This is a genomic window from Kitasatospora sp. NPDC048722, from assembly GCF_040650235.1.
GTDB lineage: Bacteria > Actinomycetota > Actinomycetes > Streptomycetales > Streptomycetaceae > Kitasatospora.
Genome location: NZ_JBEZGX010000005.1, coordinates 1 through 24,318, shown reverse-complemented (window position 1 = coordinate 24,318; position 24,318 = coordinate 1). Strand labels below are relative to the sequence as shown.

Here is a 24,318-nt window from a genome sequence, read left to right as displayed (position 1 = left end):
CGAAGGTGGACAGGGACAGGGAGGCGCAAAGCTGCCGGGTGACCGGTCCGTCCTGGACACCATGTCCAAACCGGAAGGCTATGTTCGCTTTCAGCCCATATGTGGGTAGGTGTGGTGCGTCGGCGGTACGAAGGTCTCCTTGATCGAGCGGGCCGAGGTCCAGCGCAGCAGGTTCTGGGCGGCGCCCGCCTTGTCGTTGGTGCCGGAGGCGCGGGCGCCGCCGAAGGGCTGCTGGCCGACCACCGCGCCGGTCGGTTTGTCGTTGATGTAGAAGTTCCCCGCGGTGAAGCGCAGTTCCTCCACCGCCCGGGCGATCGCGTAGCGGTCCTGTGCGATCACGGCGCCGGTCAGGCCGTAAGGGGCGGCGGCGTCGATCCGGCCGAACACGTCGTCCCAGCGGGAGTCCTCGTAGACGTGGACGGCGAGGATCGGGCCGAAGTACTCGGTGCGGAAGATCTCGCCCCGGTGGTCGGAGGAGACCAGGACGGTGGGCCGGACGAACCAGCCGATCGCGTCGTCGTACTGGCCGCCGGCCACCAGCTCGATCGTGGGGTCGCGCCTGGCCCGCTCGATGGCGTCCCGGTTCTTCTCGAAGGCCCGCCGGTCGATCAGCGCGCCCATGAAGTTGGAGAGGTCGGTGACGTCGCCGACGGCGAGGGCGTCGACCTCGGCCAGGAAGTCGTCCTTGATCCGCTGCCAGAGGCTGCGCGGCAGGTAGGCGCGGGAGAGCGCCGAGCACTTCTGGCCCTGGTACTCGAAGGCGCCGCGGATCAGCGCCGTCTTCAGGATCTCCGGGTCGGCGGAGCGGTGGGCGAGCAGGAAGTCCTTGCCGCCGGTCTCGCCGACGATCCGCGGGTACGTCCGGTAGTTGCCGATGTTCGCGCCGATCGTCTGCCACAGCGACTGGAAGGTCGCGGTCGAGCCGGTGAAGTGCAGGCCTGCCAGCGCCGGGTCGGCGAGCGCTACCGGGGACACCTGGAGGCCGTCGCCGGTGACCAGGTTGATCACCCCGGGCGGCAGGCCGGCCGCCTCCAGCAGCCGCATCAGGTGGTGGGCGGCCAGCGCCTGGGTCGGCGCGGGCTTCCAGACCACCGTGTTGCCCATCAGCGCGGGGGCGGTGGGCAGGTTCCCCGCGATCGCGGTGAAGTTGAACGGCGTGATCGCGTAGACGAAACCCTCCAGCGGGCGGTGGTCGGTGCGGTTCCACACCCCCGGGGACGAGACCGGCTGGTCGGCCAGGACCTGCCGGGCGAAGTGGACGTTGTAGCGCCAGAAGTCGATCAGCTCGCAGGCCGAGTCGATCTCCGCCTGCTGCACGGTCTTGGACTGGCCGAGCATCGTGGCCGCGTTGAGCGTCTCCCGCCAGGGCCCGGCGAGGAGGTCGGCGGCGCGCAGGAACACCGCCGCGCGGTCGTCGAAGGACAGCGAGCGCCACTCCCGGCCGGCGGCCAGCGCCGCGTCCACCGCCGCGCGGGCGTCCTCCCGGGTGGCGTTGCCGAGCACGCCCAGCTTGGCGGCGTGGTGGTGCGGCTGGACGACGTCGATCCGCTCGCCGCCTCCGAAGCGCTGCTCCCCGCCGATCGTCATCGGCAGCGGCACCTGCTCGGCCGCCAGCTCGTCCAGCCGCCGCACCAGGCGCTCCCGCTCGGCGCTGCCCGGCCCGTACGCCCGCACCGGCTCGTTGACCGGCTCCGGCACCTGGGTCACTGCGTCGATGGGCATGGCGGCTCCGTCCTGCTGCTGTACCGATGTCAGTCCAGCCTGACCAGCCCCCGGCGGATCCGCCCCTCCAGACACGCCAACGGCGGACGTGGCGCGCGCCACGTCCGCCGTCATGACGGCGGCATCGCCGCAGCTCAGAACGTCAGGCGTCCGGCCAGCTCGACCGCCTCCGCGAGGGTGTCCACGACCGGCACGCCGACCGGCTCCAGCTTCTCCCTGGTGTGCGAGCCGCCGGTGTACAGCACGGCGTGCGCACCCGCGCCGATGGCCGCGAGGGCGTCGTCCGCGGCGTCCCCGATGAGGACCGTACGGGCGGGGTCCACGCGCTCGCCGAGGGCCGCCAGGTGGCGGGCCAGCTGCTCGCCCTTCTGCCCGCCGGAGGGGCCGCTGCGGCCGTCCACGCGCAGGAAGCTGCCGGTCAGGCCGAAGGCGTCGACCAGCGGCACGAGCTTGTCGTGCGCGTACATCGACAGCAGGGACTGGCTGTGCCCCGCCTCCTGCCAGTCCGACAGCAGCTCACGGACGCCCTCGGTCAGGCCGCAGACCGCGCTCAGCTCGCGGTAGCGGTCGTGGAAGGCGTCGTCGAGGCGGAGCCACTCGGCCCGGGACGGCATGCGGCCGAGCAGGCGCTCGTAGAAGCGGGGGATCGGGATCTCGTACTGCTCGCGGTACTCCTGCATGGTCATCGGCCCGACGCCGATGGCCGCGAAAGCGGCGTTGCTCGCTCCGAGCACCGCCTCCATGTCGTGGAAGAGCGTGCCGTTCCAGTCCCAGACGATGTGATTGCGCACGGTCCGAACGGTAACTCCGGGCACCGGCACCCCGGTAGGACGGAGCTCACGCGGGGGCGGCCGCGAACCGGCCGAGCAGGCGATCAGGCGATCAGGCGATCAGGCGATCAGGCGATCAGGCGAGGAGCCCCGGGATCTCCTGGGTCGCGAACCAGAGCAGGTCGTGGTCCTCGGCGCCGTCCACGGTGAACTGGGCGTCCTGGTCCCCGTCGTCGGCGGCGGCCACCGCGGCCACGGCCGCCGTCACGTCCGCGAGCACCTCGTCGTCGGCGACGTCCGCGTGCACGGCCGCCGCCTTCGCGAGCTTCACCGGGCCGGCCAGCACCACGCGGCCCAGCGAGGCCTGGTCCTGGTACTCGTCGCCGGGGAAGGGCCGCACGGCGGAGTCCGCCACGTCCAGTGCCACGACGACGCGGCGGCGCGGCGCGTCCGGGTCGGCCGCCAGCAGCCGCAGCGAGGACTGCGCGGCCCGGTTCAGGGCCGCGTACTCCAACTCCTCGGTGTCGTCGCTGACGTACCACTCGCGCAGCGCGGGGGTCACGGCGTACGCCGCGGACTGGTCCAGGACGCCGCCCGGGTGCGCCGCCGCCAGGCCGGTCAGGGTGGTGGGCACGTACACGCGCATCGGTGGCACTCTCCGGTTCGTCCAGCGTTCGTCCAGCGGCACAGCTTCCAGCGCCCCAAGAATAAGCGCCGGGCGCCCGCCGTGATCACGTCCCGCCGGATCGGCGGGCCGCGGATCGGCGGGCCGCGGATCGGCGGGCCGCGGATCAGCGCGCCGCGGATCAGCGCGCCGCCGCCAGCGCCTCCCGGCTGGTGCGCAGCGCGCTCTCCAGCACCGCGCCGCGGCGGGCCGGGTCCATCATGTTCGGACCCATCACCGCCAGGTCCGCCGGCGTCGGTGCGAGCAGCCGCACCCGAACGCCCTCCGCCCTCAGCAGCGCGGCCTCGCGCAGCAGCTGCCTGGTCACCGCGCGGCGGTAGCGGCTGACCAGCTGGGCCAGCACGCCGCGCGGGCGGTCGCGGGCGCGCCACTCGTGCAGCGCGGCGAGGGCGCCGCGGTCGGCCCGGTCGGCGCGGTCGGCGCGGGGGTGCAGGCGCAGGGCCATCGGGGCGAGCACGTACGCCTCGTCCAGACCGCGGCCGAGCAGCAGGTCGGCGTTGATGGCCGACCAGCAGCCGCCGTCCACGTACGCCGAGCCGTCCAGGCGGACGGGCGCGAACCAGCCGGGGATCGCGCAGGAGGCCATCACGGCGTCGGCGATCGCGACCGCCGGGGCCCCCGGGTCGCCGAAGACCACCCGGCGGCCGCTGCGGTAGTCCACGGCCGCGACCCGCAGCGCGGAGCCGGCCGGCCAGCCGCCCGGCCCGTGCAGGTCGCGGACCAGCGCGCCGACCGGCGCGAGCGAGCCGCGGCCGTGCGGCGCCACCGCCGACACCATGGTCAGCAGCGGGTACTCGCGCGGGTGGCGGACGACGTCCCGCAGGAGGCCCGGCGAGCCGATCCCGGCCCGCGGCCGGGGCGGCAGGGCGCCGCCGACGGCCGTCTCGTAGTCGAAGGCCACGCCGGACAGCGGCCCCTCGGTGAGCGGCAGGCCGCGCTGGTGGTCGCGCAAATGGTCGACCGGCACGCCGGCGGAGAGCAGCGCGCCGAGGATGGAGCCGGCCGAGGTGCCGAGGAGCACGTCGGCTTCGCCGGGGCGCCAACCGGTCGCCTCCTCGACGGCGCACAGCGCGCCGACCGTCCAGGCCGCGCCGAGCAAGCCGCCGCCGCCCAGGACCAGCCCGCGCCGGGGTGCTCCCCGAGCGGCGCCCGTCCGGGCCGGGGACTGCGCCGCTGCTGCCCGTGTCGTCATGCCGGCCACCTGTCGTCGTGGGGCGTCGCGCCCGCTCCCGCGGTTCCCGGTCAGGATCCGATCCTGCGCGCCGACCGCGGGCCACCGCAACGCGTGACCCCGGCCGCACCACCCGGACCGGCGAACCCGGCCGTCCCCTTTCGGGCCTACCCGCCCGTCCCCGCACGTCAACCGCGTGCGTCCGGGACGGCTCGGGAGGCCGCCGCCGCAACGGACCGTTCACCCGGATAGGTGAACTTCACCCTCCACTCCCCGCGGTTGCGGAATCCCCTTGCCGCCCCCTGCCGGCCGCCGCTACCAAAGACCCGTCCGTACCCGCACCACTCGCCCGAGGAAGCACTGCAAGACCCGTCCGCGCCCGCATCCGTCCGCCCGAGGAAGCACCCGTGACCACGCCCCGGAGCACCACCGCCCGCCCGCCCGGCCCCGAGGAGACGCCCGTGACCCCGCCGCTCGCCGCCCGCCCCCACCGCCACCTGCACGACGGCGCACCGCACCCCGGCGGGCGGCGGCCCCGGCACCCCCGGGCCGACTGCGCCGGCGCCCCGCCCGGGCACGACCCCCGCGCGCTCGCGGCGCGCTTCGCGCACCAGCTCGTCGAGGTGCTCACCGGCGCCCGCCCGTCCGGCCAGCTGATGCGGCACACCAGCCTGGACGGCTACGGCCAGCTCGCCTCGCTCGTCCGCACGGGCGCCCTGCGCCGCGGCGGCGCCGGCGCCCGGCCGCGCCTCGGCCCGGTGCACGACAGGTCGCCCGCGCCAGACGCCGTCGAGGCGTGCGTGCGGGTCGACCTCGGCCGGCGGCACCACATGGTGGCCTTCCGCCTCGAACAGCGCGGCCCGGCCGGGCAGTGGCAGTGCACCGCCGTGGAGGCCCGGTGACGGCGCAGGGCGCCGCCCCCGTGCGGGAACGGCGCCCTGTGCTGTGGCGCGGTGGTGGCTCAGGCCTTGCGGCGGCGCCCCTTGGCCGACTTCGCGGCCTTGCGGCGCTCGGCGCGGGTCAGGCCGTCGCCCTCGTCCTCCGGCGCGAGGTCGTCGAAGTCGCCCTCGACCACACCGCCGCCGATCTCGTCCGAGGGGGCCGTGTAGTGCAGCCGCTGCGGCTTGGGGGCCTCCAGGCCCTTGGCCTTGATCTCCGGGCGGGCGGAGTCCTTCTCCAGCTTGTCGAGCACCACCTCGGCGTCCTCGACCGGGACCTCCTCGACCTGCTGCTCGACCTGGACCTCCAGGTTGAACAGGTAGCCGACGGACTCCTCCTTGATGCCCTCCATCATCGCGGTGAACATGTCGAAGCCCTCGCGCTGGTACTCGATCAGCGGGTCGCGCTGCGCCATGGCCCGCAGGCCGATGCCCTCCTGGAGGTAGTCCATCTCGTAGAGGTGCTCGCGCCAGCGGCGGTCCAGCACCGACAGGACGACCCGGCGCTCCAGCTCGCGCATGATCTCCTCGCCGAGCTGGTCCTCACGGGCGCCGTACTGCGCCTGGATGTCCTCCTGGATGACCTTGATGAGGAACTCGGAGGTCAGGCCGCCGGGGCCGCCCGCCTCCTCCTCCAGCTCCCCGAGGTCCAGGGAGAGCGGGTAGAGCTGCTTGAGCGCGGACCAGAGCTTCTCCAGGTCCCAGTCGTCCTCGAAGCCCTCGCCGGTGGCCGCCTTGACGTAGGCCTCGACGGTGTCGTCCATGAAGTGGCCGACCTGCTCCTGCAGGTCCTCGCCCTCCAGGACGCGGCGGCGCTCGCCGTAGATGACCTCGCGCTGGCGGTTCAGCACCTCGTCGTACTTCAGGACGTTCTTGCGGATCTCGAAGTTCTGCTGCTCGACCTGGGTCTGCGCGGAGGCGATCGCCCGGGTGACCATCTTCGACTCGATCGGCACGTCCTCGGGCACGTTGGCCATCGAGAGGACGCGCTCGACCATGCCGGCCTTGAACAGGCGCATCAGGTCGTCGCCGAGCGACAGGTAGAAGCGGGACTCGCCCGGGTCGCCCTGACGGCCGGAGCGGCCGCGCAGCTGGTTGTCGATCCGGCGGGACTCGTGCCGCTCGGTGCCGAGGACGTAGAGGCCACCGGCCTCCTTGACCTCGTCCTGCTCGGCCTTGACCGAGGCCTTGGCCTTCTCCAGCGCGGCCGGGAACGCGGCCTCGTACTCCTCCGGGTTGTCCACGGCGGAGAGCCCGCGCTGGGCCAGCTCGGCCGCCGCGAGGTGGTCCGGGTTGCCGCCGAGCATGATGTCGGTGCCGCGGCCGGCCATGTTGGTGGCGACGGTGACGGCGCCCTTGCGGCCGGCCTGCGCGACGATCTGCGCCTCGCGCTCGTGGTGCTTGGCGTTCAGCACCTCGTGCGGGATGCCGCGCTTGCGCAGCTCCTGCGACAGGTACTCGGACTTCTCGACCGACACGGTGCCGACCAGCACCGGCTGGCCCTTCTCGTGCTTCTCGGCGATGTCCTCGACGACGGCGGCGAACTTGGCCGGCTCCGACTTGTAGATCAGGTCGGGCTGGTCGATGCGCAGCGGCGTCTTGTTGGTCGGGATCGGCACGACGCCGAGCTTGTAGATCTGGTGGAACTCGGCCGCCTCGGTGGTGCCGGTACCGGTCATGCCGGAGAGCTTGTCGTACAGACGGAAGAAGTTCTGCAGGGTGATGGTGGCCAGGGTCTGGTTCTCGTTCTGGACCTCCACCCCCTCCTTGGCCTCGATCGCCTGGTGCATGCCCTCGTTGTAGCGGCGGCCGGCCAGGATGCGGCCGGTGTGCTCGTCGACGATCATGACTTCGCCGTTCATGACGACGTAGTCCTTGTCCGCCTTGTAGAGCTCCTTGGCCTTGATGGCGTTGTTCAGGAAGCCGACGAGCGGGGTGTTCACCGACTCGTAGAGGTTGTCGATGCCGAGGTAGTCCTCGACCCGGGTGACGCCCTCCTCCAGGATGCCGACGGTGCGCTTCTTCTCGTCGACCTCGTAGTCGCGGTCGATCTTCAGGCGCAGCACCAGCTTGGCGAAGTCGGCGTACCACTTGGTCGCCTGGTCGGCCGGGCCGGAGATGATCAGCGGGGTGCGGGCCTCGTCGATGAGGATCGAGTCGACCTCGTCGACCACCGCGAAGTTGTGGCCGCGCTGGACGAGTTCGTCCTTCGACCAGGCCATGTTGTCGCGCAGGTAGTCGAAGCCGAACTCGTTGTTGGTGCCGTACGTGATGTCCATCGCGTACTGGCGCTTGCGCTCGGCGGGCGTCATGTTGGCCAGGATCACGCCGACTTCGAGGCCGAGGAAGCGGTGCACCCGGCCCATCCACTCCGAGTCGCGCTCGGCGAGGTAGTCGTTGACGGTGATCAGGTGGACGCCCTTGCCGGTGAGCGCGTTCAGGTACGCGGGCAGGGTGCCGACGAGGGTCTTGCCCTCACCGGTGCGCATCTCGGCGACGTAGCCGAGGTGCAGCGCGGCGCCGCCCATGAGCTGGACGTCGTAGTGCCGCTGGCCGAGGACGCGCTTGGCGGCCTCACGGACGGTGGCGAACGCCTCGGGGAGGATGTCGTCCAGGGACTCTCCGTCGACGAGCCGCTGCTTGTACTCGTCGGTCAGCGCCCGCAGCTCCGCGTCGGTGAGGTTGACGAAGTCCTCTTCGATGGAGTTGACCTGGGCAGCAATCCGCTGCAGCTTGCGAAGGATCTTGCCTTCGCCGGCGCGCAGGATCTTGTCGAAGACGGACACTAGAGCGGGCTCCTTGCCTGTATTGGCACTGGACGACTGCACGACGGGTTCACCCCACCGCACGGGCCATCGTATGCGAGGAGTCCAATGCCCCGGGAGGTGCGTCAGCACGGTATTCCCGTGTCACTCGCCCGGGCACCCGACCGATAGCACCGCCCACCGGGGCAAAACGGTCCCGGCCCCGTCGAGTTGGCGGAATATTCGGATGTCCGCCCTCCGCTTGGCGCGGAATAATCCGGGCATGGAAGAACCCCGGCCCACGCCCGTCACCCTCACCACCGAGCGCCTCGTCCTGCGCGCCCCGCAGGAGTCGGACATCGACGCGGTCCTCGCCGCCTGCCAGGACGAGGAGATCCAGCGCTGGACGGTGGTGCCGGTCCCCTACCGGCGCGAGGACGCGGAGTTCTTCGTGCGCACTCTGGCCCCGAAGGGGCTGCGCGACGGATCCGAGTACATCTGGTGCGTGACCGACCGCGCCACCGGGCGCCTGGTCGGCACCCAGTCGGTCTCCCGCTTCGCCGCCGACCCGGCCGCCGCCTCCGTCGGCTGGTGGACGGCGAAGGAGCAACGCGGCCGCGGCTACACCGTCGAGGCGGCCCGCGAGGTCGCCCGCTGGGCCCTCACCGAGCTCGGGATCCGCCGCCTCCAGTGGCTCGCCTACGTCGGCAACGACGGCTCCCGCGCCGTCGCCGAGCGGGTCGGCTACCGCTTCGAGGGCACGCTGCGCTCGTACGCCGAGCAGCGCGGCGTCTTCCACGACTCCTGGGTCGCCTCGCTGCTCCCGTCCGACCTGGCCTGAACCGGCCCGCCTCCGGCCGGGCCCGTCCGTTGTCGGTGCCGGGCGTTACTCTCCCCGGCATGAGCTCCGCGCCCGCCCCCAGCTCCCCCGTCGCCGTCCTGAGTGCCGACGACGCCCGCCGGATCGCCCTGCGCGCGCAGGGCCTGCTCGGCGCGCCGGACCGCCGGGCCGGGGTGCGCGGCGTGCTGCGGCACCTGGGCGCCGTCCAGTTGGACACGATCTCGGTGCTGGCCCGCTCGCACGAGCTGGTCCCGTACGCCCGGCTCGGCGCGGTCGGCAGGCCGGCCGTCGAGGCCGCGTACTGGGGTCACGGCACCAGCTTCGAGTACTGGTCGCACGCGGCCTGCGTCCTGCCGGTCGAGGAGTGGCCGCTGTTCGCGTTCCGGCGCCGCCGCTACCGCGACCGCGGCCACCTCTGGGGCCACCAGGTCTCGCCCGAGACGTACCGGCACGTGCTCGACAAGCTGCGCGCCGAGGGCCCGTTGACCTCCACCGAGCTGGGCGGCGCGAAGAAGACGGCCGAGTGGTGGGACTGGTCCGACACCAAGATCGCGGTCGAGCGGGCGCTGGCCTTCGGCGACGTGGTCTGCACCGAGCGCCGGAGCTGGAAGCGGGTCTACGCGCTGGCCGAACAGGCCGTCCCCGACGCGCTGTTCGGGCAGGATCCGACCGACGCGGACTGCGTCCGCACCCTGGTCGCCCAGGCCGGCGCGGCCCTCGGCGTGGCCACCCGGGCCGACCTGCTGGACTACCACCGGCTGCGCGCCGAGGAGTTGGACCCGGTCCTCGCCGACACCGGCCTCGTCCCGGTCGAGGTGGCCGGCTGGGGCCCCGACGGCACCGCGGCTCCCGCCTGGGCCGATCCCGCCGCCCTGGCCGCCGCCCCGCCGCGCGGACGCCACCGCACCACGCTGCTCTCGCCGTTCGACTCCCTGGTCTGGGACCGCGCGCGCACCGAGCGCGTCTTCGGCATGACGCACCGCCTGGAGGCCTACACCCCCAAGCACAAGCGCGTCCACGGCTACTTCGCCATGCCCCTGCTCGCCGGCGGGCGCCTGGTCGGCCGGGTGGACCCGGCCCGCGAGGGGCGCACGCTGGTCGCCCGCCAGGTCTCGCTCGACTCCGCCCGGCACGTCGGGACGCTGGCGACGGCGCTGCGCGAGGCGGCCTCCTGGGTGGGCTGCGACGCCGTGCGGGTGGAGGCGCTGCACGACGAGCGGCTGCGCCCCGCTCTGGAGAAGCTGCTCGCGGGATGAGCACCCCCGGAAGTCCCGGAAGACGCCGGAGACCCCGGAATCCCCGGGAGCCCCGGCCGCCGCATCACCCTATTTCGAGGATCTTCTCGCGCATCGCGTAGACCACGGCCTCCATCCGGGAGTGGAGCTGCAACTTCTCCAGGATGTTGCGCACGTGGTTCTTGACGGTGTTCTCGCTGATGAACAGCTCCTTGGCGATCTCCCGGTTGTTCATCCCGGTCGCCACCAGCTTGAGCACCTCCAGTTCCCGGTCGGTGAGCCGGGGCGCGGGCACCAGGTCCCGGTCGTCGGAGCGGCGCTGGATCATCGACTTGAACTCGGTGAGCAGCTTGGAGGCCATCGACGGGCTGATCTGCGACTGCCCGTCGGCGACGGCGCGGATCGCGGTGGCGACCTCGTCGGTCGAGATCTCCTTCAGCAGGTAGCCGGTGGCGCCCGCCTTGATCGCCTCGTAGAGGTCGGCCTCCTCGTCGCTTATCGTCAGCATGATGATCTTGGTGCTGGGTGCCACGTCCTTGATCGCCGTGCACGCCTCGATCCCGCTGCGACGCGGCATCCGGACGTCCATCAGGATGATGTCGGGCAGCAGGTCGGCAGCCTTCAGCACGGCCTCGGCGCCGTCCCCCGCCTCGCCGACGACCTTGATGTCCGGTTCCTCGGCGAGCACGATCTCCAGTCCGCGGCGGAAGAGCGCGTGGTCGTCCACCACCAGCACGCGGATCGGCTCACCCCGGCTCGGTGCGTACGCGGGCTCCTCGCCCGCTCCTGGGGACAGTCCGGCAACCGGCCCCCCAGCGGGCCCCAGCCCGAAGTGATCCCCCATCCGCTCCTCCCCCTTCGCGGGACGTCGTGCGCCAATCATTCCACGCCGCGGCCACGCAACGGTCACCCTCCGATGCCGATTCCCCCGCAACGAGTGACTCCTCCACCACGGCCCGCGACCGCGCTCGACCGATGTTCGACCGCGGACGGCCCCGGAACGCCGGTGACCCCGGTGGCCGTGGCCACCGGGGTCACCCGTTCATCGCTCCGGACGGTCAGTCCTCGTCGTCGTCGGCTCCGCCGATCGCGCCGCCCGCGCCGCCGCCCGCCGACTGGGCGGTGGGGTCGGTCTGCAGGTGGATCACACCGTAGTGGTAGCCGTGCCGGCGGTAGACGACGCTCGGCAGGCCGCTGTCCTTCTCCACGAACAGGTAGAAGTCGTGGCCGACCAGCTCCATCTCGTAGAGCGCCTGGTCCAGCGCCATCGGGGCGGCCGGGTGGGTCTTCTCCCGGACCACCAGCGGGCCTTCGCCCTCCACCTCCAGGGATCCCATCATGGTCTTGCGGACGGCCCCGTTGGTCTCGCCCTCCGGCGCCGCCGGCTCCGACAGCCCGGCGAGGGCCGCGGTCGCCTCGGCGACGCTGATCGGGGTGCGGCCGTTGCCGCCCTTGTGCACCCGACGCCGGTCCGCGGACTTGCGCAGCTGGGCATCGAGCTTCGCCGAGGCCAGGTCGAGCGCCGCGTACGGGTCCCCTGCGGCGGCTTCGGCCCGGATCACCGGCCCACGGGTACGGAGGGTGATCTCCACCCGCTCGGACCGGTCGGCCTGCCGCGGGTTGTGCTCCTTGGACACCTCGACGTCGAGGCTGATCACCTTGCCGTCGAACTTCTGGACCTTCTCCAGCTTCTCGGCCACGTGCTCGCGGAACCTCTTGGGCACCTCGGTCTTGCGGCCCTTGACGACGATGTCCACGCAGAACTCCGATCCCTCGTGCTGACGCCGATCCGGGTGCTACCGGACCGGACTGAGACCCAGCTGGACCAGCCCATCCACTGCCGGCCCCCCGCCCCCACCGCCAGCGGCGGGAACGACTGGCCCTCACCTCACTTCCTCCCCACCAGGGACGGTTGAAACCCCTTGAAGCTTTATCGAACACCTCACGCGGGGTTTTCGCCTCCCCAGGCTCGGTCGTGGGCATGGGCCAGGAGCGGTGGGTGAACGGTCAAGCTGTTGCACCCTGTTTACCCTCCTAGGAGTGAAGCATGGGTGAATACCTGGACAACACCCCCCGTACGGCGCATCCTTTGCTCACTCTTCGTGCCTGCCGCCGCCAGGAGCAGCCGTGCCACCCACCACCGGACCCGTCCGCCCGCCCTCCCCACAAGGGCCGTTCGGCCACGCACTGGCCGACCTGCTGGACGTCCTGCTGCCCACGCGCTGCGCCGGCTGCGGCACCGACCGCACCCAGCTCTGCCCCGCGTGCCGGCACACCCTGAGCGCCTCCCGGCCCGGCCCCACGCTGCTGCCCTGGGCGCACGCCGCGGCGCCGTACGCCGACCCGGTCCGGCAGTTGCTGCTCGCCCACAAGGAACGCGGCGCCCTTCGGCTGGCCGGCCCCCTCGGCGAAGCCCTCGGCCGGGCGGTGCGCTCCGCCCTGGGTCCGCGCGCCGGGCTCGCACCGCTGTTGCTGGTGCCGATGCCCTCCGCCCGGGCCGCCGTCCGCGCCCGCGGCCACGACCCGACGCTCCGGCTGGCCGCGGCCGCGGCGCGCTCGCTGCGCCGGGCCGGCCTGGACGCCAGGGCCGCACCGCTGCTGCGCCACACCCGCCCGGTCGCCGACCAGGCCGAGCTGACCGCGGCCGAACGCCGGCGCAACCTGCACGGCGCCCTCACCGTCCTGCCGCGTGCACACCGGAGCCTCGCGGGCCGTCAACCGGTCCTGGTGGACGACCTGGTGACCACCGGCGCCAGCCTCGCCGAGGCCGCGCGGGCACTGGCCGCGGCCGGTCTGCCGGCCGGCGCGGCGGCCACCGTCGCGGCGGCCGGCCAGCCGCGCGCCCGGGAAGGCCCGCCCTGAGGCCCGCCGGGCGGCGGCCCGGGGCTCAGCCCGGGTAGAAGAACGCGCTCGCCCGGTCCGGCAGCGTGACCTCCCGCCACTGGCTGTTGGTCAGCCGGTAGATCCGGCCCTCGGTGGCCTGCAGCGCCAGCACCGGCGGAGCCTGCGTCAGCACGTTCGCCCGGGACTCCGACGCCTCGGCGGTGGCCATGCCCTCGCCGCCCTGCGCCGGGGCGTCGGAGCTCGGGGAGCCGTCCGTGCTGATGTAGTGCAGCTGCGGGAGGCGGTCGGCCTCCTTGCCCAGCACGAGCAACTGGTCCGACTCCGCCCAGGACAGCGACGCGACGTCCGTGATCGCCGGGGCCGCCGTGTGCAGCCCGACGATCCGCACGGTCGGCGCCTCCGGCGTGCCGCCGTGCACGATCGCGCCGAACATCAGCGACCGGACGGAGGAGCTCGGCCCCTTCACCACGAGGGCGATCCGGGCGCCGTCCGAGGAGACCCGGAGCATCTGCACGCTCTGACCGTTCAGCTTCTCCACCGGAACGGTGTACGTCCGGTTGCCGCGGACCATCACCACGCGCGGGTCCTCCGGGCTGCGGTCCACCACCCAGAGGTCGCCGCGGCCGTCCCAACTGGGCGAGGCCAGCCCGTCGTCGCCGGTGTGCGCCGAGGTCAGCACCGGATCGGGCAGCGCGACCGCGTTGTCGGACAGCGGCACCGAGTAGAGCTGGTGGTGGTCCCGGCCGAGCACCGCGGCCTGGGAGCCGTCCCGGCGGACGGCGACGGGGCCGAACGGGGTCCGGCCGGCCGGCTGCGGCTTGCCGAGCACGCCGCGCACGGAACTGGTGGTGGTGTCGCTGACCAGCATCAGGGCGCCGTTGTCGCTGCGCTGGAGGTACTGCTGCGCGCCGTCCGACCCGGACAGCGCGCCGGGGCCGGTGAACGGCGAGTCGCCGCGACCGGCCGTGCAGCCGCCCCGCTGCGCCTTCAGCTCCACCTTCTCGACCTGCCCCTTCCCCTGCTCGGCGAGGGTGTAGAAGAGCTGGGTCGCCATCCGCCGGCAGGACACCGAGTCGGCGAGGTCGGCACCGCCGAGCTGCACGTGGGCGACGCGGCTGTCGTCCACGCCGACCCGGTCGACGCTCGCTCCGCTGGGGAAGGCCGTCCGCACGGCCGGTCCGAGCCAGGACGACGGCCCGCCGACCAGTGCCTTGGCCGCCGCCGTCAGCGGGTCCGTCCGCCGCCGAAGGTAGATCGGGTCGGCGACCAGTACGTCCGGGGCCGGGCCGAAGCCCGCGGCCGACGGGTCGGGAGCGGTGTAGAAGTACCGGTCCACCTGGCGGTAGCTGTTGCGGAAGTTGGTCTCGTTCATGATCAGGCCGGGAGGCAGCTTGTCGATGCGCCACTCCCCGTCCTTCTGCCGCAGGAAGGTGAAGTCGGACGACTTCGTGCTCTGCCCCGTCACCAACTCGTAGGTGTGCCTGGGGTCGACGTCGGCGACGACCTGCCCGGTGATGGACAGCGTGGTCGTGGCGTCCGTCTCCGGGACGTCCGGACCGGGCGGCGGAGTGGTGGCCGAGAGCACCGTGATGCCCGCGTCCGGGTTCCAGGCCGCGGCGGCCTCCTCGGTGAGGTACTTGCGCGCCGTGTCGTAGCCCTCGTCCGCCGTCACCGCGTCGAGGAACCCGGCCAGCAGGTCCTGCGGCTTGGCGCCCTTGGCGGGCCCCACCGGGAAGACCCGCACCTGCAGGTTCTTGTCGGCCGAGCCCTGGGAGAGCTCGACCTTGGTGATGCCGCCCGAGTCCGGCATGGCCGCACACCCGCCGGCCAACAGGGCGACGAGCACCCCGCCGGCCACCGCCGCGAGCCGCGGATCAGGCCTGCCGCTCGTCCTTCGCACGCTGCGTCCCCTCCGTGTCCGTCCCGCCCGTCAGTTCCGGCTCCGCCGTGCGCTGTGCCACCGACGGCCGTCCGGGCGTGGGGTCCACCATGACCTGGGCACCGGTGGCCAGGTAACCGGCCCCCGCCGCGCGCACGTCGGACGGGTCCGCGCGCGGCCCCTCCGGCAGCCGGGCCTTGCCGAGGCCCGGGCCGATGTTCAGCACCCCTCCGAGACCGCTGCCCAGGCTGCTGCCGATGGCGTCCGGTGTCTCGGCCTGCTCCTCGGCCGCGGTGAGGGCCGTCGCCCCGGCCGGGGTGATCGCCCGCCGGTACGGCGTGCCGTACGTGCCGAGGCCCCGGTTGTTGCGCGAGTCCTCCGGCTCCAGCCGGAACGGCGCCCGGCTGATCTCCCCGCCGCGCGTGCGCGGCAGGGTGAGCCGGAAGTGCGAGCCACCGCCGGGCTCGCCCCAGGCCTGCAGCCAGCCGCCGTGCAGGTGCGCGTCCTCCACCGCGATCGACAGGCCGAGGCCGGTGCCGCCGGTGGTCCGCACCCGGGACGGGTCGGCCCGCCAGAAGCGGTGGAACACCCGGGACGCCTCGCCCGGCTTGAGCCCGATGCCGTAGTCGCGCACGCCGACGGCGACCGCGCCGTCCGCCGAGCCCAGCCGGACCACGACGTCGCGGCCCTCGCCGTGCTCCAGCGCGTTGACCACCAGGTTGCGCAGGATGCGCTCGATCCGGCGGGAGTCCACCTCGGCGACCACCGGCTCGCCGTCGCCGCGGATCACCACGGCGCTTCCCTTGGCCTGGGCCAGCGGGTCGGCGGCCTCCACCACGCGGGCGACGATGTCGCGCAGGTCCACCGGCTCGGCGTCCAGGATCGCGGCGCCGGCGTCGAAGCGGCTGATCTCCAGCAGGTCGGCGAGCAGCGACTCGAAGCGGTCCAGCTGGCCCTGCAGCAGCTCGGCCGAGCGGGCCGCCATCGGATCCAGGTCCTCGCGGCTGTCGTAGATCAGGTCGGCGGCCATCCGGACCGTGGTCAGCGGGGTGCGCAGCTCGTGCGAGACGTCCGAGACGAAGCGCCGCTGCACCCGGGACAGCTCCTCGAGCTGCCGGATCTGCGCCTGGAGCGCGTTGGCCATCCGGTTGTACGACTCGCCGAGGCGGGCGATGTCGTCCGTGCCGGTGACCTTCATCCGCTCTTCCAGGTGCCCGTCGGCCAGCCGCTCGGAGATCCCGGCGGCCATCCGGACCGGGGTGACCACCTGGCGCACCACGACCCAGGCGATGCCGCCCATGAGGATCACGACGAACACGCCGGCGGTCGCCAGGGTGCCGGTGACCAGGTTGAGGGTGTCCGTCTCCTGCCCGAAGGAGAAGACGTAGAAGAGCTGGTAGCTCGTGCCGGTCGGACCGACGAACTGCATGCCGAGCGCCAGCCCGGGCTCGGTGTGCCCACCGCTCTCGGCGGAGCGGTGGATCCGGGTCGGCTGGTCGAACATCTGTCCCGGCTCGGCGTACACCTTGGCCCGCAGCGTGTCGGGCACGCTGATCGGCAGGATGTCGCCCGAGTAGCGCGGGCCGAAGCCCACCGCGTCCGGCAGCACGGTCTGGCCGGTGCCGGGCATCGTCGCGATCACCGAGTAGACCGTCTGCCCGCTCGCGGCCAGGTCGTTGACCTGCCGCAGCAGCCAGGAACCGACCTCCTCGGTGCTCGGGTCCGCCGTCGCGCCGACCCGCAGCCGCTGGTCCTTGGCCTCGTCGATCTTCTTCAGCTCGGCCTGGAAGCCGATCCGCGCCTGCTCGCGCGCGGACGCCAGCTTGGTGTCCAGCAGACCGGTGCGCACCTGCGCCACGACGACCACGCCGAGCACCAGCACGACCGCGATGGATGCCAGCAGCGACACCGCGACGACGCGCAGCTGGATCGAGCGGCGGTACAGCGCCGTCACCCGGTGCACGGGCCGACGCAGCTGACGGGTCACCAACGCGATCATCGCGGCCGGGCCACGCCGGCGGAGGGTGGTCGAACTCAGCACGTCCCCGCGCACGGCGCCGGCCCCGTCGGTCGCGGAACCCGACGGGGAGTCGTCAGCCCGGTGCGTCACGTCAGCTGGGTCCGGCCTTGTAGCCGACGCCGCGGACGGTCACCACGATCTCGGGGCGCTCCGGGTCCTTCTCGATCTTCGACCGCAGGCGCTGCACGTGGACGTTGACGAGCCGGGTGTCCGCCGCGTGGCGGTAGCCCCAGACCTGCTCCAGCAGCACCTCGCGGGTGAACACCTGCCACGGTTTGCGGGCCAGTGCCACCAGCAGGTCGAACTCCAGCGGGGTCAGCGGGATGCCCCGGCCGTCCCGCTTCACCGAGTGACCGGCCACGTCGATCACCAGGTCGCCTATGGTCAGCTGCTCGGGCGTGGGCTCCTCGGCACGGCGCAGCCGGGCACGCACCCGGGCCACCAGCTCCTTGGGTTTGAACGGCTTCGTGACGTAGTCGTCGGCACCCGACTCCAGGCCCACCACGACGTCGACCGTGTCGGTCTTCGCGGTCAGCATGACGATCGGGATCCCGGACTCGGCACGGATCTGCCGGCAGACGTCGATGCCGTCCCGGCCGGGCAGCATCAGGTCGAGCAGCACCAGGTCGGGCTTGGTCTCCCGGAACGCGGCTAGCGCCTTGTCCCCGTCGGCGACGAAAAACGGCTCAAAACCCTCACCACGCAACACGATGCCGAGCATCTCGGCCAGTGCGGAGTCGTCATCAACGACGAGGACGCGTCCCTTCATGGCTCCATCCTCTCATTACCGGATTGTGACCTGCCGCACAGCAGTGCCAATGCTCCACAACGGCCAACTCCATTACCCGGGAATTCCGGCCATACCGGGCGAATACCCCCCGATGGAGCGTCTCCGAACCGTCCCGGAGCCGTGTCCGGACCCCCGTCACGCCCCCGTATCCGTTCCGCGACCGGATACCCCTGGGGCCTGTCGGCACCCCATGGCACGATGGGCCTGCGCGCGGGTGGAAGATCCACCCGGCACCGCGCCCCCAGGACGCCCTCCGAGGAGCAGTGATGACCGACACTCCGGGCTGGGCCTCGCCCGGCTCGTCCGAGCCACCCCGCGACGACGCCCGGCCCCCGGCCGACGCGCCCGCCGGCGTGCCCGGGCCGTCGGCACCGCCCCAGGGCGCCCCCGCCCCGCCGCCCGCCTGGGGCGGCCCGCAGGTCCCGCCCGCCCGCAACGGCTGGGGCGGCCCGCCGCCCGGTCCGCAGGGCCCGTACGGCCCCTACGGCTGGGGCGCCCCACCGAGCCCCAAGCCCGGCGTCATCCCGCTGCGACCGCTCGGCCTCGGCGAGCTCCTCGACGGCTCCGTCTCCACCATCCGCAAGCACTGGCGCACCGCGCTCGGCCTGTCGCTGGGCATCGCCGTGCTCCAGCAGGCCGGGGGCGTCGGCGCCCAGCTGCTGGTCGGCGGCAAGACCGGCGACTTCACCGCCGTCCTCGTCGTGCTCGCCAGCCTGCCGCTCAACCTGCTGCTCGGCGTCATCGCGACCGCCCTGCTCACCGTGGTGGTCAGCCGCGCGATCCTCGGCCAGAGCGTCACCATCGGGGAGGCCTGGCGCGGCGCCCGCCCCCAGCTGCTCCAGTTGCTCGGGCTCACGCTGCTGACGGGACTGATCACCGGCGGCGTCATGGTGCTCGGCTTCGGCCCGCTGATCGGCTACACGGCCGCCGGCGCGGCCTCGCCCGCGATCGTCGGGCTGCTGGTGATCGTCGGCCTGCTCAGCCTGCCCGTCGTGGTCTGGCTCTGGATCCAGCTCAGCCTCGCCGCGCCCGCCCTGATGCTGGAGAAGCAGGGCGTCATCACGGCGCTCTCGCGCTCCCGCCGGCTCGTGCGCGGCTCGTGGTGGCGGATCTGCGGCATCACCGTGCTCAGCCAGATCATCGCCTTCATCGTCTCGGCGATCATCGCGGTCCCGTTCACGATCATCGGTCTGGTGCTCGGCTTCGGCGACCTCCAGCAGCAGATGGAGAGCGGCGGCACCACCCAGCAGCCCGTCGCCCTCCTGGTGGCCACGGCGGTCGCCGGCGTCATCGCCTCCACCCTCACCGTGCCCTTCACCGCGGGCATCGGCGTGCTCCTCTACGTCGACCAGCGGATCCGCCGCGAGGCCCTCGACATCGAGCTGGCCCGCGCCGCCGGCCTGCCCGAGTACGGCGGCACCGGCTGGGGCGACCAGGCCGGCGCCGACCCGACGAGGCTCTGAACCGGATGCCGATCTGGGGGGAGAGGCTCCTCGTCGCGGGCGGCGCCCCGGTCACGGTCCCGCGTGACCCGGCCCGTGACGCCGCCCGCGACGAACTGCTCGACGCCGACTACCACCGGCACGACCCGAGCCTCGTGCAACGGGTCCTGGACTGGCTGAACCAGCAGTTCTCCGACGCGCTCAACGCCATCTCCGGCAACGGCACGAGCGGTACCACCGGCCTGGTGTTCTTCCTGGTCGTCGCCGTCCTGGTCGCCGCCGCGCTGTGGTGGCGCCTCGGCGCGCCCAAGCGGGCCGCCCGCACCACCCTGGACGTGTACGGAACGACCGGTCCGCGCACCGCCGCGCAGCACCGGGCCGACGCCGAACGCCACGCCGCCGCAGGGCAGTGGGCCGACGCCGTCCGAGAGCAGATGCGCGCCCTCGTCCGCGCCCTGGAGGAACGCACCCTCCTCGACGCCCGCCCCGGCCGCACCGCCGACGAGGCCGCCGCCGAGGCCGGCCGGGCGCTACCCGAGCACGCCGCCGCGCTGGCCGCCGCCGCCCGCTCCTTCGACGACATCGCCTTCGGCGAGCGCACCGCCGACCAGGCCGCCTACCAGTCGCTCCGCGACCTCGACCGGGCACTGGAGCGCACCCGCCCGACCCTCGACCCGGCCCCGGGAGGCGCGGCATGACGACCACCGCCCCCGCGCCCGCCACCGAGCCGCCGGCGCCGGCCGACGCCCCCAGCAGCCTGGCCCCCACAGGCCGCGGCCTGTGGCACCGCTACCGCCGGTACCTCGCGGCGCTCGCCCTCCTCCTCGTCGGCGCCGTCGTCATCGCCGGGCTGAGCCAGGACCGCCGCTACCCGCCGCTCGACCCGCGCTCCTACGACAAGGACGGCGCCCACGCCGTCGTGGCCCTGCTCGAACAGCGCGGCGTCGCCGCCACGCTCACCGGCGACCCCACCGTCCGCCCCGCCGGTGACGACACCCTCGTCATCCCCGAGCCCGACCTGCTCGACGCCGGTCAGCTGCACGCCATCGCCGCCGCCCGGCACAAGCGGCTGGTCCTCATGGCCCCCGGCCCGGCCGCCCTCAGCGCCCTCGCCCCCGGCGTCCGCGCGGGCGACGAGCGCGGCGCGCCCGCCTGGGCCACCGTCCGCAGCACCGACCCGGGCTGTGACCTCCCCGAGGCCGAGCGCGCCGGCAGCGCCGACATCGGCGGCCTCGTCTACACCAGCGGCAGCCGCGGCACCGGCTGCTACCCGCGCAACCACGGGTTCCCCCTGGTCAGCGCCCCGACCCCCGGTGGCGACGCGATCGTCCTCGGCAGCGCCGACCTCCTGCAGAACAAGCTGCTCGCCAAGGACGGCAACGCCTCCCTCGCCCTCGGCCTCCTCGGCTCCCAGCCGCACCTCACCTGGCACCTGCCCGACTACAGCTCGCCGGCCGCCGACACCACGGGCCACCGCAACTTCACCGACCTCATCCCGGCCGGCTGGCACTGGGCCACCCTGCAGCTCGCGATCGCCGCCGCCCTGGCCGCGCTCTGGCGCGCCCGCCGGCTCGGCCCGGTGATCAGCGAGAACCTGCCCGTCGTGGTCCGCGCCGCCGAGACCACCGAGGGCCGCGCCCGCCTCTACCACCGGGCCAAGGCCCGCGGCCGCGCCGCCGACGCCCTGCGCCGGGCAGCCGCCCACCGCCTCGCCCCCGCCCTGGGCGTCCCGCTCAACGCCGGCGCACCCGACCCCGAGGCACTCTGCGCGGCCGTCGCCGACCGACTCACCACGCGCCCCGCCGGGGACGTGCGGGCCCTCCTCTACGGCCCCGACCCGACCGACGACGCCGCGCTGCTGCGGCTCGCCGACGACCTCGACGCCCTCGAAAGGCAGGTACGGAAGCCGTGACCGAACAGGCCACCGCCCAGCTCCACCCCACCTCCGGCACGGCACCCGCCACCCCCGGCACCACCATCGACCCGCGCCAGGCCCTGACCGCCCTGCGCACGGAGATCGGCAAGGCCGTGGTCGGTCAGGACGCCGCCGTCACCGGCCTCGTCGTGGCCCTGCTCTGCGGCGGCCACGTCCTGCTGGAAGGCGTCCCCGGGGTCGCCAAGACCCTGCTGGTCCGCACCCTCTCCACCGCGCTCAGCCTGGAGACCAAGCGCATCCAGTTCACCCCCGACCTGATGCCCGGCGACGTCACCGGCTCGCTGGTCTACGACGCCCGCACCGCCGAGTTCTCCTTCCAGCCCGGCCCGGTCTTCACCAACCTCCTGCTCGCCGACGAGATCAACCGCACCCCGCCCAAGACCCAGGCCGCCCTGCTGGAGGCCATGGAGGAGCGCCAGGTCACCGTCGACGGCGAACCGCGCGCGCTGCCCGTCCCGTTCCTCGTCGCCGCGACGCAGAACCCGGTCGAGTACGAGGGCACCTACCCGCTGCCCGAGGCCCAGCTCGACCGCTTCCTGCTCAAGCTGGTCCTGCCGCTGCCCGACCGCGACCAGGAGTTCCAGGTCCTCTCGCGGCACGCCGCCGGCTTCGACCCGCGCGACCTCGCCGCCGCCGGCGTCCGCCCGGTCGCCGGGCCCGAGCACCTCGCCGCCGCGCGCGAGCAGATCGCCGGGCTGACCGTCTCCCCCGAGGTCCTCGCCTACATCGTCGACCTCTGCCGAGCCACCCGGCAGTCCCCGTCCCTGTCCATCGGCGTCTCCCCCCGCGGCGCCACCGCCCTGCTCGCCGCCTCCCGGGCGTGGGCCTGGCTGGCCGGACGCGACTACGTCACCCCGGACGACGTCAAGGCACTCGCCCTGCCCACCCTGCGGCACCGCGTCGCGCTGCGCGCCGAGGCCGAGATGGAGGGCGTCACCGCCGACTCCGTCATCCAGGCCGTCCTCGCCCAGACGCCGGCCCCCCGCTAGAGCCACCCCGCCGCACCGGGTACCCGAAGGAGCGCACCGCATGGCCCTCACCGGGCGAACCGCCCTGCTCGCCGCGATCGGCGCGCTCGTCGTGGGCCTGCTGCTGCCGTCCTGGACCGGGATCGGCGTCGTCACCGGCGCCGTCCTGCTCGCCGTCGTCGCCGATCTGGTGCTCGCCGCCCCCGTCCGCAGCCTCCGACTCGGCCGCGGCGGCGCCACCACGGTCCGCCTCGGCGAGCCCGCACCGGTCGAACTGACCGTCACCAATCCCTCCGGCCGTCCCCTTCGGGCCCGGATCCGCGACGCCTGGGCACCGTCCGCCTGGCGCCCCGGCACCGCCGGCACCGCCTCCCGGCACGCCCTGACCGTCCCCGGCGGTGAACGGCGCCGCGTCACCACCGTCCTCCTGCCGACCCGCCGCGGCGACCACCACTCCCACCGGGTGACGATCCGTTCCCTCGGCCCGCTCGGCCTGGCCGGCCGTCAGAGCTCGCACCGCGCCCCCTGGACGGTCCGCGCACTGCCGCCCTTCGCCAGCCGTAAGCACCTGCCCTCCCGGCTCGCCCGCCTGCGCGAACTCGACGGCCGCACCTCGGTGCTGACCCGCGGCCAGGGCACCGAGTTCGACTCCCTGCGCGAGTACCTGCCCGGCGACGACGTCCGCTCCATCGACTGGCGCGCCAGTGCCCGCCGCCACACCGTCGCCGTCCGCACCTGGCGTCCCGAACGCGACCGCCACATCCTGGTCGTCCTCGACACCGGCCGCACCTCCGCCGGCCGCGTCGGCGACGCCCCCCGCCTGGACGCCTCGCTCGACGCCGCCCTCCTCCTCACGGCACTCGCCACCCGCGCAGGCGACCGCGTCGACCTGCTCGCCCACGACCTCCGCCCGCGCGTCACCGTCGCCGGGCGCTCCCCCAGCGAGGTCCTGCCCGCGTTCACCAACGCCATGGCCTACCTGGAACCCGCGCTCTACGAGACCGACATGCGCTCGCTGGTCGCCACCGCACTGCGGATGGCGCCCCACCGCTCCCTGATCGTCCTGCTCACCGGCCTCGACGCGGGCCCGGTCGAAGAGGGCCTCCTCCCGCTGCTCCCGCAGCTCGTGAAGCGCCACGAGGTCGTGCTCGCCTCGGTGGCCGACCCCCGTCTCGACGAACTCGCCGCCGGCCGCGGCACCGTCGAGGCCGTCTACGGCGCCGCCGCCGCGGAGCAGACCCGCGCCGACCGCCGCCGCACCGCCGACCTCCTCTCCCGACACGGCGTCACCGTCCTCGACGCCCTGCCGAGCAGGATCTCCCCGGCCCTCGCCGACGCCTACCTCGCCCTCAAGGCCGCCGGCCGCCTCTGAGCCCGGCCCCGGTCGCGGCTCCGGTTCCGGTTCCGGCCCCGGACCCGACGGAAACCCAGGTGGCACGGATGCCCGGCCACATAGAGTCGGGCGATGCCCGAGCTGAAGCGGCTGAACGCCGAACACTCCCCCGCCGTCCTCGCCTTCGAGCTGGCGAACCGCGCCTACTTCGCAGCGTCGGTCCCCGACCGCGGCGACGACTACTTCGATCGATTCACCGCCCGCTACAGCGCTCTGCTGGCGGAACAGGAATCCGGCCTCTGCGCGTTCCACGTGCTCCTCGCCGAGGACGGGTCGGTCCTCGGCAGGTTCAACCTGGTCGACATAGAGCACGAGGAGCACTCGGCGGAGCTCGGCTACCGGGTCGCCCGGCACGCTTCCGGCCGCGGCCTGGCGACGGCCACCGTCCTGGAGCTGTGCCGACTGGCGGCGTCGCGGTACGGACTGCGGACACTCCGGGCAGCCACCTCCCACGAGAACACCGCGTCGCAGAAGGTCCTGACGAAAGCCGGATTCGTCCCGGCCGGACCGGCCGGCCCGGCGGACCTGGGCGGAAAGACGGGCACCTGGTACCAGCGCGACCTCGTCGACCAGCAGCCGTAAATACGTCCCCGAGAAAGTCTCCGGAAACGCGAAGAACCCCCATCCGGAAACCGGATGGGGGTTCATTCAGAAGAATTGTTCGGCGGCGTCCTACTCTCCCACAGGGTCCCCCCTGCAGTACCATCGGCGCTGTGAGGCTTAGCTTCCGGGTTCGGAATGTAACCGGGCGTTTCCCTCACGCTATGACCACCGAAACACTATGAAACTGTCGACCCGCCGACAAGGCGGTCGTTGTTTCAGAACAACACAGTGGACGCGAGCAACTGAGGACAAGCCCTCGGCCTATTAGTACCGGTCAACTCCACCCCTTACAGGGCTTCCATATCCGGCCTATCAACCCAGTCGTCTACTGGGAGCC

The 24,318-nt window shown here is 73.4% G+C and carries 20 protein-coding genes and 2 rRNA genes; 10 read left to right on the top strand and 12 right to left on the bottom strand.

Translation table 11 applies throughout. The features are described 5' to 3' along the window. Nucleotides 1–90: 90 nt before the first annotated feature. The 4 genes from pruA to AB0C76_RS06000 form a co-directional block, all read right to left on the bottom strand. Nucleotides 91–1,716, bottom strand: coding sequence for an L-glutamate gamma-semialdehyde dehydrogenase (gene pruA / locus AB0C76_RS06015; RefSeq protein WP_359960719.1), 1,626 nt, complete (start codon nucleotides 1,714–1,716; stop codon nucleotides 91–93). 140 nt (nucleotides 1,717–1,856) lie between these two features. After that, entirely contained in the window at nucleotides 1,857–2,513 is a 657-nt protein-coding gene (locus AB0C76_RS06010) for an HAD family hydrolase (protein WP_359960350.1), read from the bottom strand. Nucleotides 2,514–2,628: 115 nt separating this feature from the next. Then, nucleotides 2,629–3,138: a hypothetical protein gene (locus AB0C76_RS06005; protein WP_359960347.1), complete on the bottom strand. Its 510-nt coding sequence runs from the start codon at nucleotides 3,136–3,138 to the stop codon at nucleotides 2,629–2,631. Between the two features lie 160 nt (nucleotides 3,139–3,298). Further along, nucleotides 3,299–4,369, bottom strand: a complete 1,071-nt coding sequence (locus AB0C76_RS06000) for a patatin-like phospholipase family protein (protein ID WP_359960345.1) — start codon at nucleotides 4,367–4,369, stop codon at nucleotides 3,299–3,301. A 386-nt stretch (nucleotides 4,370–4,755) separates the two neighbouring features. Here AB0C76_RS06000 and AB0C76_RS05995 point away from each other — a divergent pair, with 386 nt between their 5' ends. Then, nucleotides 4,756–5,250, top strand: a complete 495-nt coding sequence (locus AB0C76_RS05995) for an Rv3235 family protein (protein WP_359960342.1) — start codon at nucleotides 4,756–4,758, stop codon at nucleotides 5,248–5,250. 59 nt (nucleotides 5,251–5,309) lie between these two features. On the opposite strand, the gene secA is transcribed toward AB0C76_RS05995, so the two are convergent. Next, nucleotides 5,310–8,072, bottom strand: a complete 2,763-nt coding sequence (gene secA, locus AB0C76_RS05990) for a preprotein translocase subunit SecA (RefSeq protein ID WP_359960339.1) — start codon at nucleotides 8,070–8,072, stop codon at nucleotides 5,310–5,312. A 241-nt stretch (nucleotides 8,073–8,313) separates the two neighbouring features. Here secA and AB0C76_RS05985 point away from each other — a divergent pair, with 241 nt between their 5' ends. Both AB0C76_RS05985 and AB0C76_RS05980 read left to right on the top strand, forming a co-directional pair. Further along, nucleotides 8,314–8,871: a GNAT family N-acetyltransferase gene (locus tag AB0C76_RS05985; protein WP_359960336.1), complete on the top strand. Its 558-nt coding sequence runs from the start codon at nucleotides 8,314–8,316 to the stop codon at nucleotides 8,869–8,871. A 59-nt stretch (nucleotides 8,872–8,930) separates the two neighbouring features. Then, nucleotides 8,931–10,127: a crosslink repair DNA glycosylase YcaQ family protein gene (locus AB0C76_RS05980; RefSeq protein WP_359960334.1), complete on the top strand. Its 1,197-nt coding sequence runs from the start codon at nucleotides 8,931–8,933 to the stop codon at nucleotides 10,125–10,127. A gap of 64 nt (nucleotides 10,128–10,191) precedes the next feature. On the opposite strand, the gene AB0C76_RS05975 is transcribed toward AB0C76_RS05980, so the two are convergent. Both AB0C76_RS05975 and raiA read right to left on the bottom strand, forming a co-directional pair. Continuing rightward, nucleotides 10,192–10,902 (bottom strand): response regulator transcription factor, encoded by a 711-nt coding sequence (locus AB0C76_RS05975; RefSeq protein WP_359960716.1) that lies wholly within the window; start codon nucleotides 10,900–10,902, stop codon nucleotides 10,192–10,194. A gap of 262 nt (nucleotides 10,903–11,164) precedes the next feature. Further along, on the bottom strand, nucleotides 11,165–11,863 hold the full coding sequence (raiA, locus tag AB0C76_RS05970; RefSeq protein ID WP_359960331.1) for a ribosome-associated translation inhibitor RaiA: 699 nt from the start codon (nucleotides 11,861–11,863) through the stop codon (nucleotides 11,165–11,167). Between the two features lie 370 nt (nucleotides 11,864–12,233). Between raiA and AB0C76_RS05965 the strand changes: the two genes are divergently transcribed. Further along, nucleotides 12,234–12,968: a phosphoribosyltransferase family protein gene (locus AB0C76_RS05965; RefSeq protein ID WP_359960328.1), complete on the top strand. Its 735-nt coding sequence runs from the start codon at nucleotides 12,234–12,236 to the stop codon at nucleotides 12,966–12,968. Between the two features lie 25 nt (nucleotides 12,969–12,993). On the opposite strand, the gene AB0C76_RS05960 is transcribed toward AB0C76_RS05965, so the two are convergent. The 3 genes from AB0C76_RS05960 to mtrA form a co-directional block, all read right to left on the bottom strand. Then, nucleotides 12,994–14,850, bottom strand: coding sequence for an LpqB family beta-propeller domain-containing protein (locus AB0C76_RS05960; RefSeq protein WP_359960326.1), 1,857 nt, complete (start codon nucleotides 14,848–14,850; stop codon nucleotides 12,994–12,996). Further along, nucleotides 14,825–16,828 carry an MtrAB system histidine kinase MtrB gene (mtrB, locus tag AB0C76_RS05955; protein ID WP_359960713.1) on the bottom strand — a complete coding sequence of 668 codons (2,004 nt, stop codon included), beginning with the start codon at nucleotides 16,826–16,828 and terminating at the stop codon, nucleotides 14,825–14,827. Before mtrB ends, AB0C76_RS05960 begins: the two co-directional genes overlap by 26 nt. Before the next feature lie 112 nt (nucleotides 16,829–16,940). Beyond that, a complete protein-coding gene (gene mtrA, locus AB0C76_RS05950) occupies nucleotides 16,941–17,618 on the bottom strand; it encodes an MtrAB system response regulator MtrA (protein ID WP_030061806.1) in 678 nt (225 codons plus the stop codon). A gap of 287 nt (nucleotides 17,619–17,905) precedes the next feature. On the opposite strand from mtrA, the gene AB0C76_RS05945 reads away from it, so the two are divergent. The 6 genes from AB0C76_RS05945 (at nucleotide 17,906) to AB0C76_RS05920 (ending at nucleotide 23,960) form a co-directional block, all read left to right on the top strand. Continuing rightward, entirely contained in the window at nucleotides 17,906–19,102 is a 1,197-nt protein-coding gene (locus AB0C76_RS05945) for a hypothetical protein (protein WP_359960323.1), read from the top strand. Between the two features lie 5 nt (nucleotides 19,103–19,107). Further along, nucleotides 19,108–19,779, top strand: a complete 672-nt coding sequence (locus AB0C76_RS05940; RefSeq protein WP_359960321.1) for a DUF4129 domain-containing protein — start codon at nucleotides 19,108–19,110, stop codon at nucleotides 19,777–19,779. Then, a complete protein-coding gene (locus AB0C76_RS05935; RefSeq protein WP_359960320.1) occupies nucleotides 19,776–20,993 on the top strand; it encodes a DUF4350 domain-containing protein in 1,218 nt (405 codons plus the stop codon). Before AB0C76_RS05940 ends, AB0C76_RS05935 begins: the two co-directional genes overlap by 4 nt. A 65-nt stretch (nucleotides 20,994–21,058) precedes the next feature. After that, nucleotides 21,059–22,006 (top strand): MoxR family ATPase, encoded by a 948-nt coding sequence (locus tag AB0C76_RS05930; RefSeq protein WP_359960710.1) that lies wholly within the window; start codon nucleotides 21,059–21,061, stop codon nucleotides 22,004–22,006. Between the two features lie 40 nt (nucleotides 22,007–22,046). After that, nucleotides 22,047–23,357 (top strand): DUF58 domain-containing protein, encoded by a 1,311-nt coding sequence (locus AB0C76_RS05925; protein WP_359960317.1) that lies wholly within the window; start codon nucleotides 22,047–22,049, stop codon nucleotides 23,355–23,357. Between the two features lie 93 nt (nucleotides 23,358–23,450). Then, the gene (locus tag AB0C76_RS05920; protein WP_359960314.1) at nucleotides 23,451–23,960 is read left to right on the top strand and encodes a GNAT family N-acetyltransferase; all 510 of its coding nucleotides are present in this window, start codon (nucleotides 23,451–23,453) and stop codon (nucleotides 23,958–23,960) included. A gap of 77 nt (nucleotides 23,961–24,037) precedes the next feature. On the opposite strand, the gene rrf is transcribed toward AB0C76_RS05920, so the two are convergent. Continuing rightward, nucleotides 24,038–24,154: ribosomal RNA gene (rrf, locus tag AB0C76_RS05915) — 5S ribosomal RNA — on the bottom strand. Nucleotides 24,155–24,225: 71 nt separating this feature from the next. Further along, nucleotides 24,226–24,318 (bottom strand): 23S ribosomal RNA (locus AB0C76_RS05910); the annotation flags it as partial.

Coding starts and splice junctions, on each gene's coding strand:
- AB0C76_RS06005 (WP_359960347.1), bottom strand. CDS start 3,138: ATGCGCGTGTACGTGCCCACCACCCTGACCGGCCTGGCGGCGGCGCAC.
- AB0C76_RS06000 (WP_359960345.1), bottom strand. CDS start 4,369: ATGACGACACGGGCAGCAGCGGCGCAGTCCCCGGCCCGGACGGGCGCC.
- AB0C76_RS05985 (WP_359960336.1), top strand. CDS start 8,314: ATGGAAGAACCCCGGCCCACGCCCGTCACCCTCACCACCGAGCGCCTC.
- AB0C76_RS05980 (WP_359960334.1), top strand. CDS start 8,931: ATGAGCTCCGCGCCCGCCCCCAGCTCCCCCGTCGCCGTCCTGAGTGCC.
- mtrB (WP_359960713.1), bottom strand. CDS start 16,828: ATGATCGCGTTGGTGACCCGTCAGCTGCGTCGGCCCGTGCACCGGGTG.
- mtrA (WP_030061806.1), bottom strand. CDS start 17,618: ATGAAGGGACGCGTCCTCGTCGTTGATGACGACTCCGCACTGGCCGAG.
- AB0C76_RS05945 (WP_359960323.1), top strand. CDS start 17,906: ATGACCGACACTCCGGGCTGGGCCTCGCCCGGCTCGTCCGAGCCACCC.
- AB0C76_RS05940 (WP_359960321.1), top strand. CDS start 19,108: ATGCCGATCTGGGGGGAGAGGCTCCTCGTCGCGGGCGGCGCCCCGGTC.
- AB0C76_RS05935 (WP_359960320.1), top strand. CDS start 19,776: ATGACGACCACCGCCCCCGCGCCCGCCACCGAGCCGCCGGCGCCGGCC.
- AB0C76_RS05925 (WP_359960317.1), top strand. CDS start 22,047: ATGGCCCTCACCGGGCGAACCGCCCTGCTCGCCGCGATCGGCGCGCTC.
- AB0C76_RS05920 (WP_359960314.1), top strand. CDS start 23,451: ATGCCCGAGCTGAAGCGGCTGAACGCCGAACACTCCCCCGCCGTCCTC.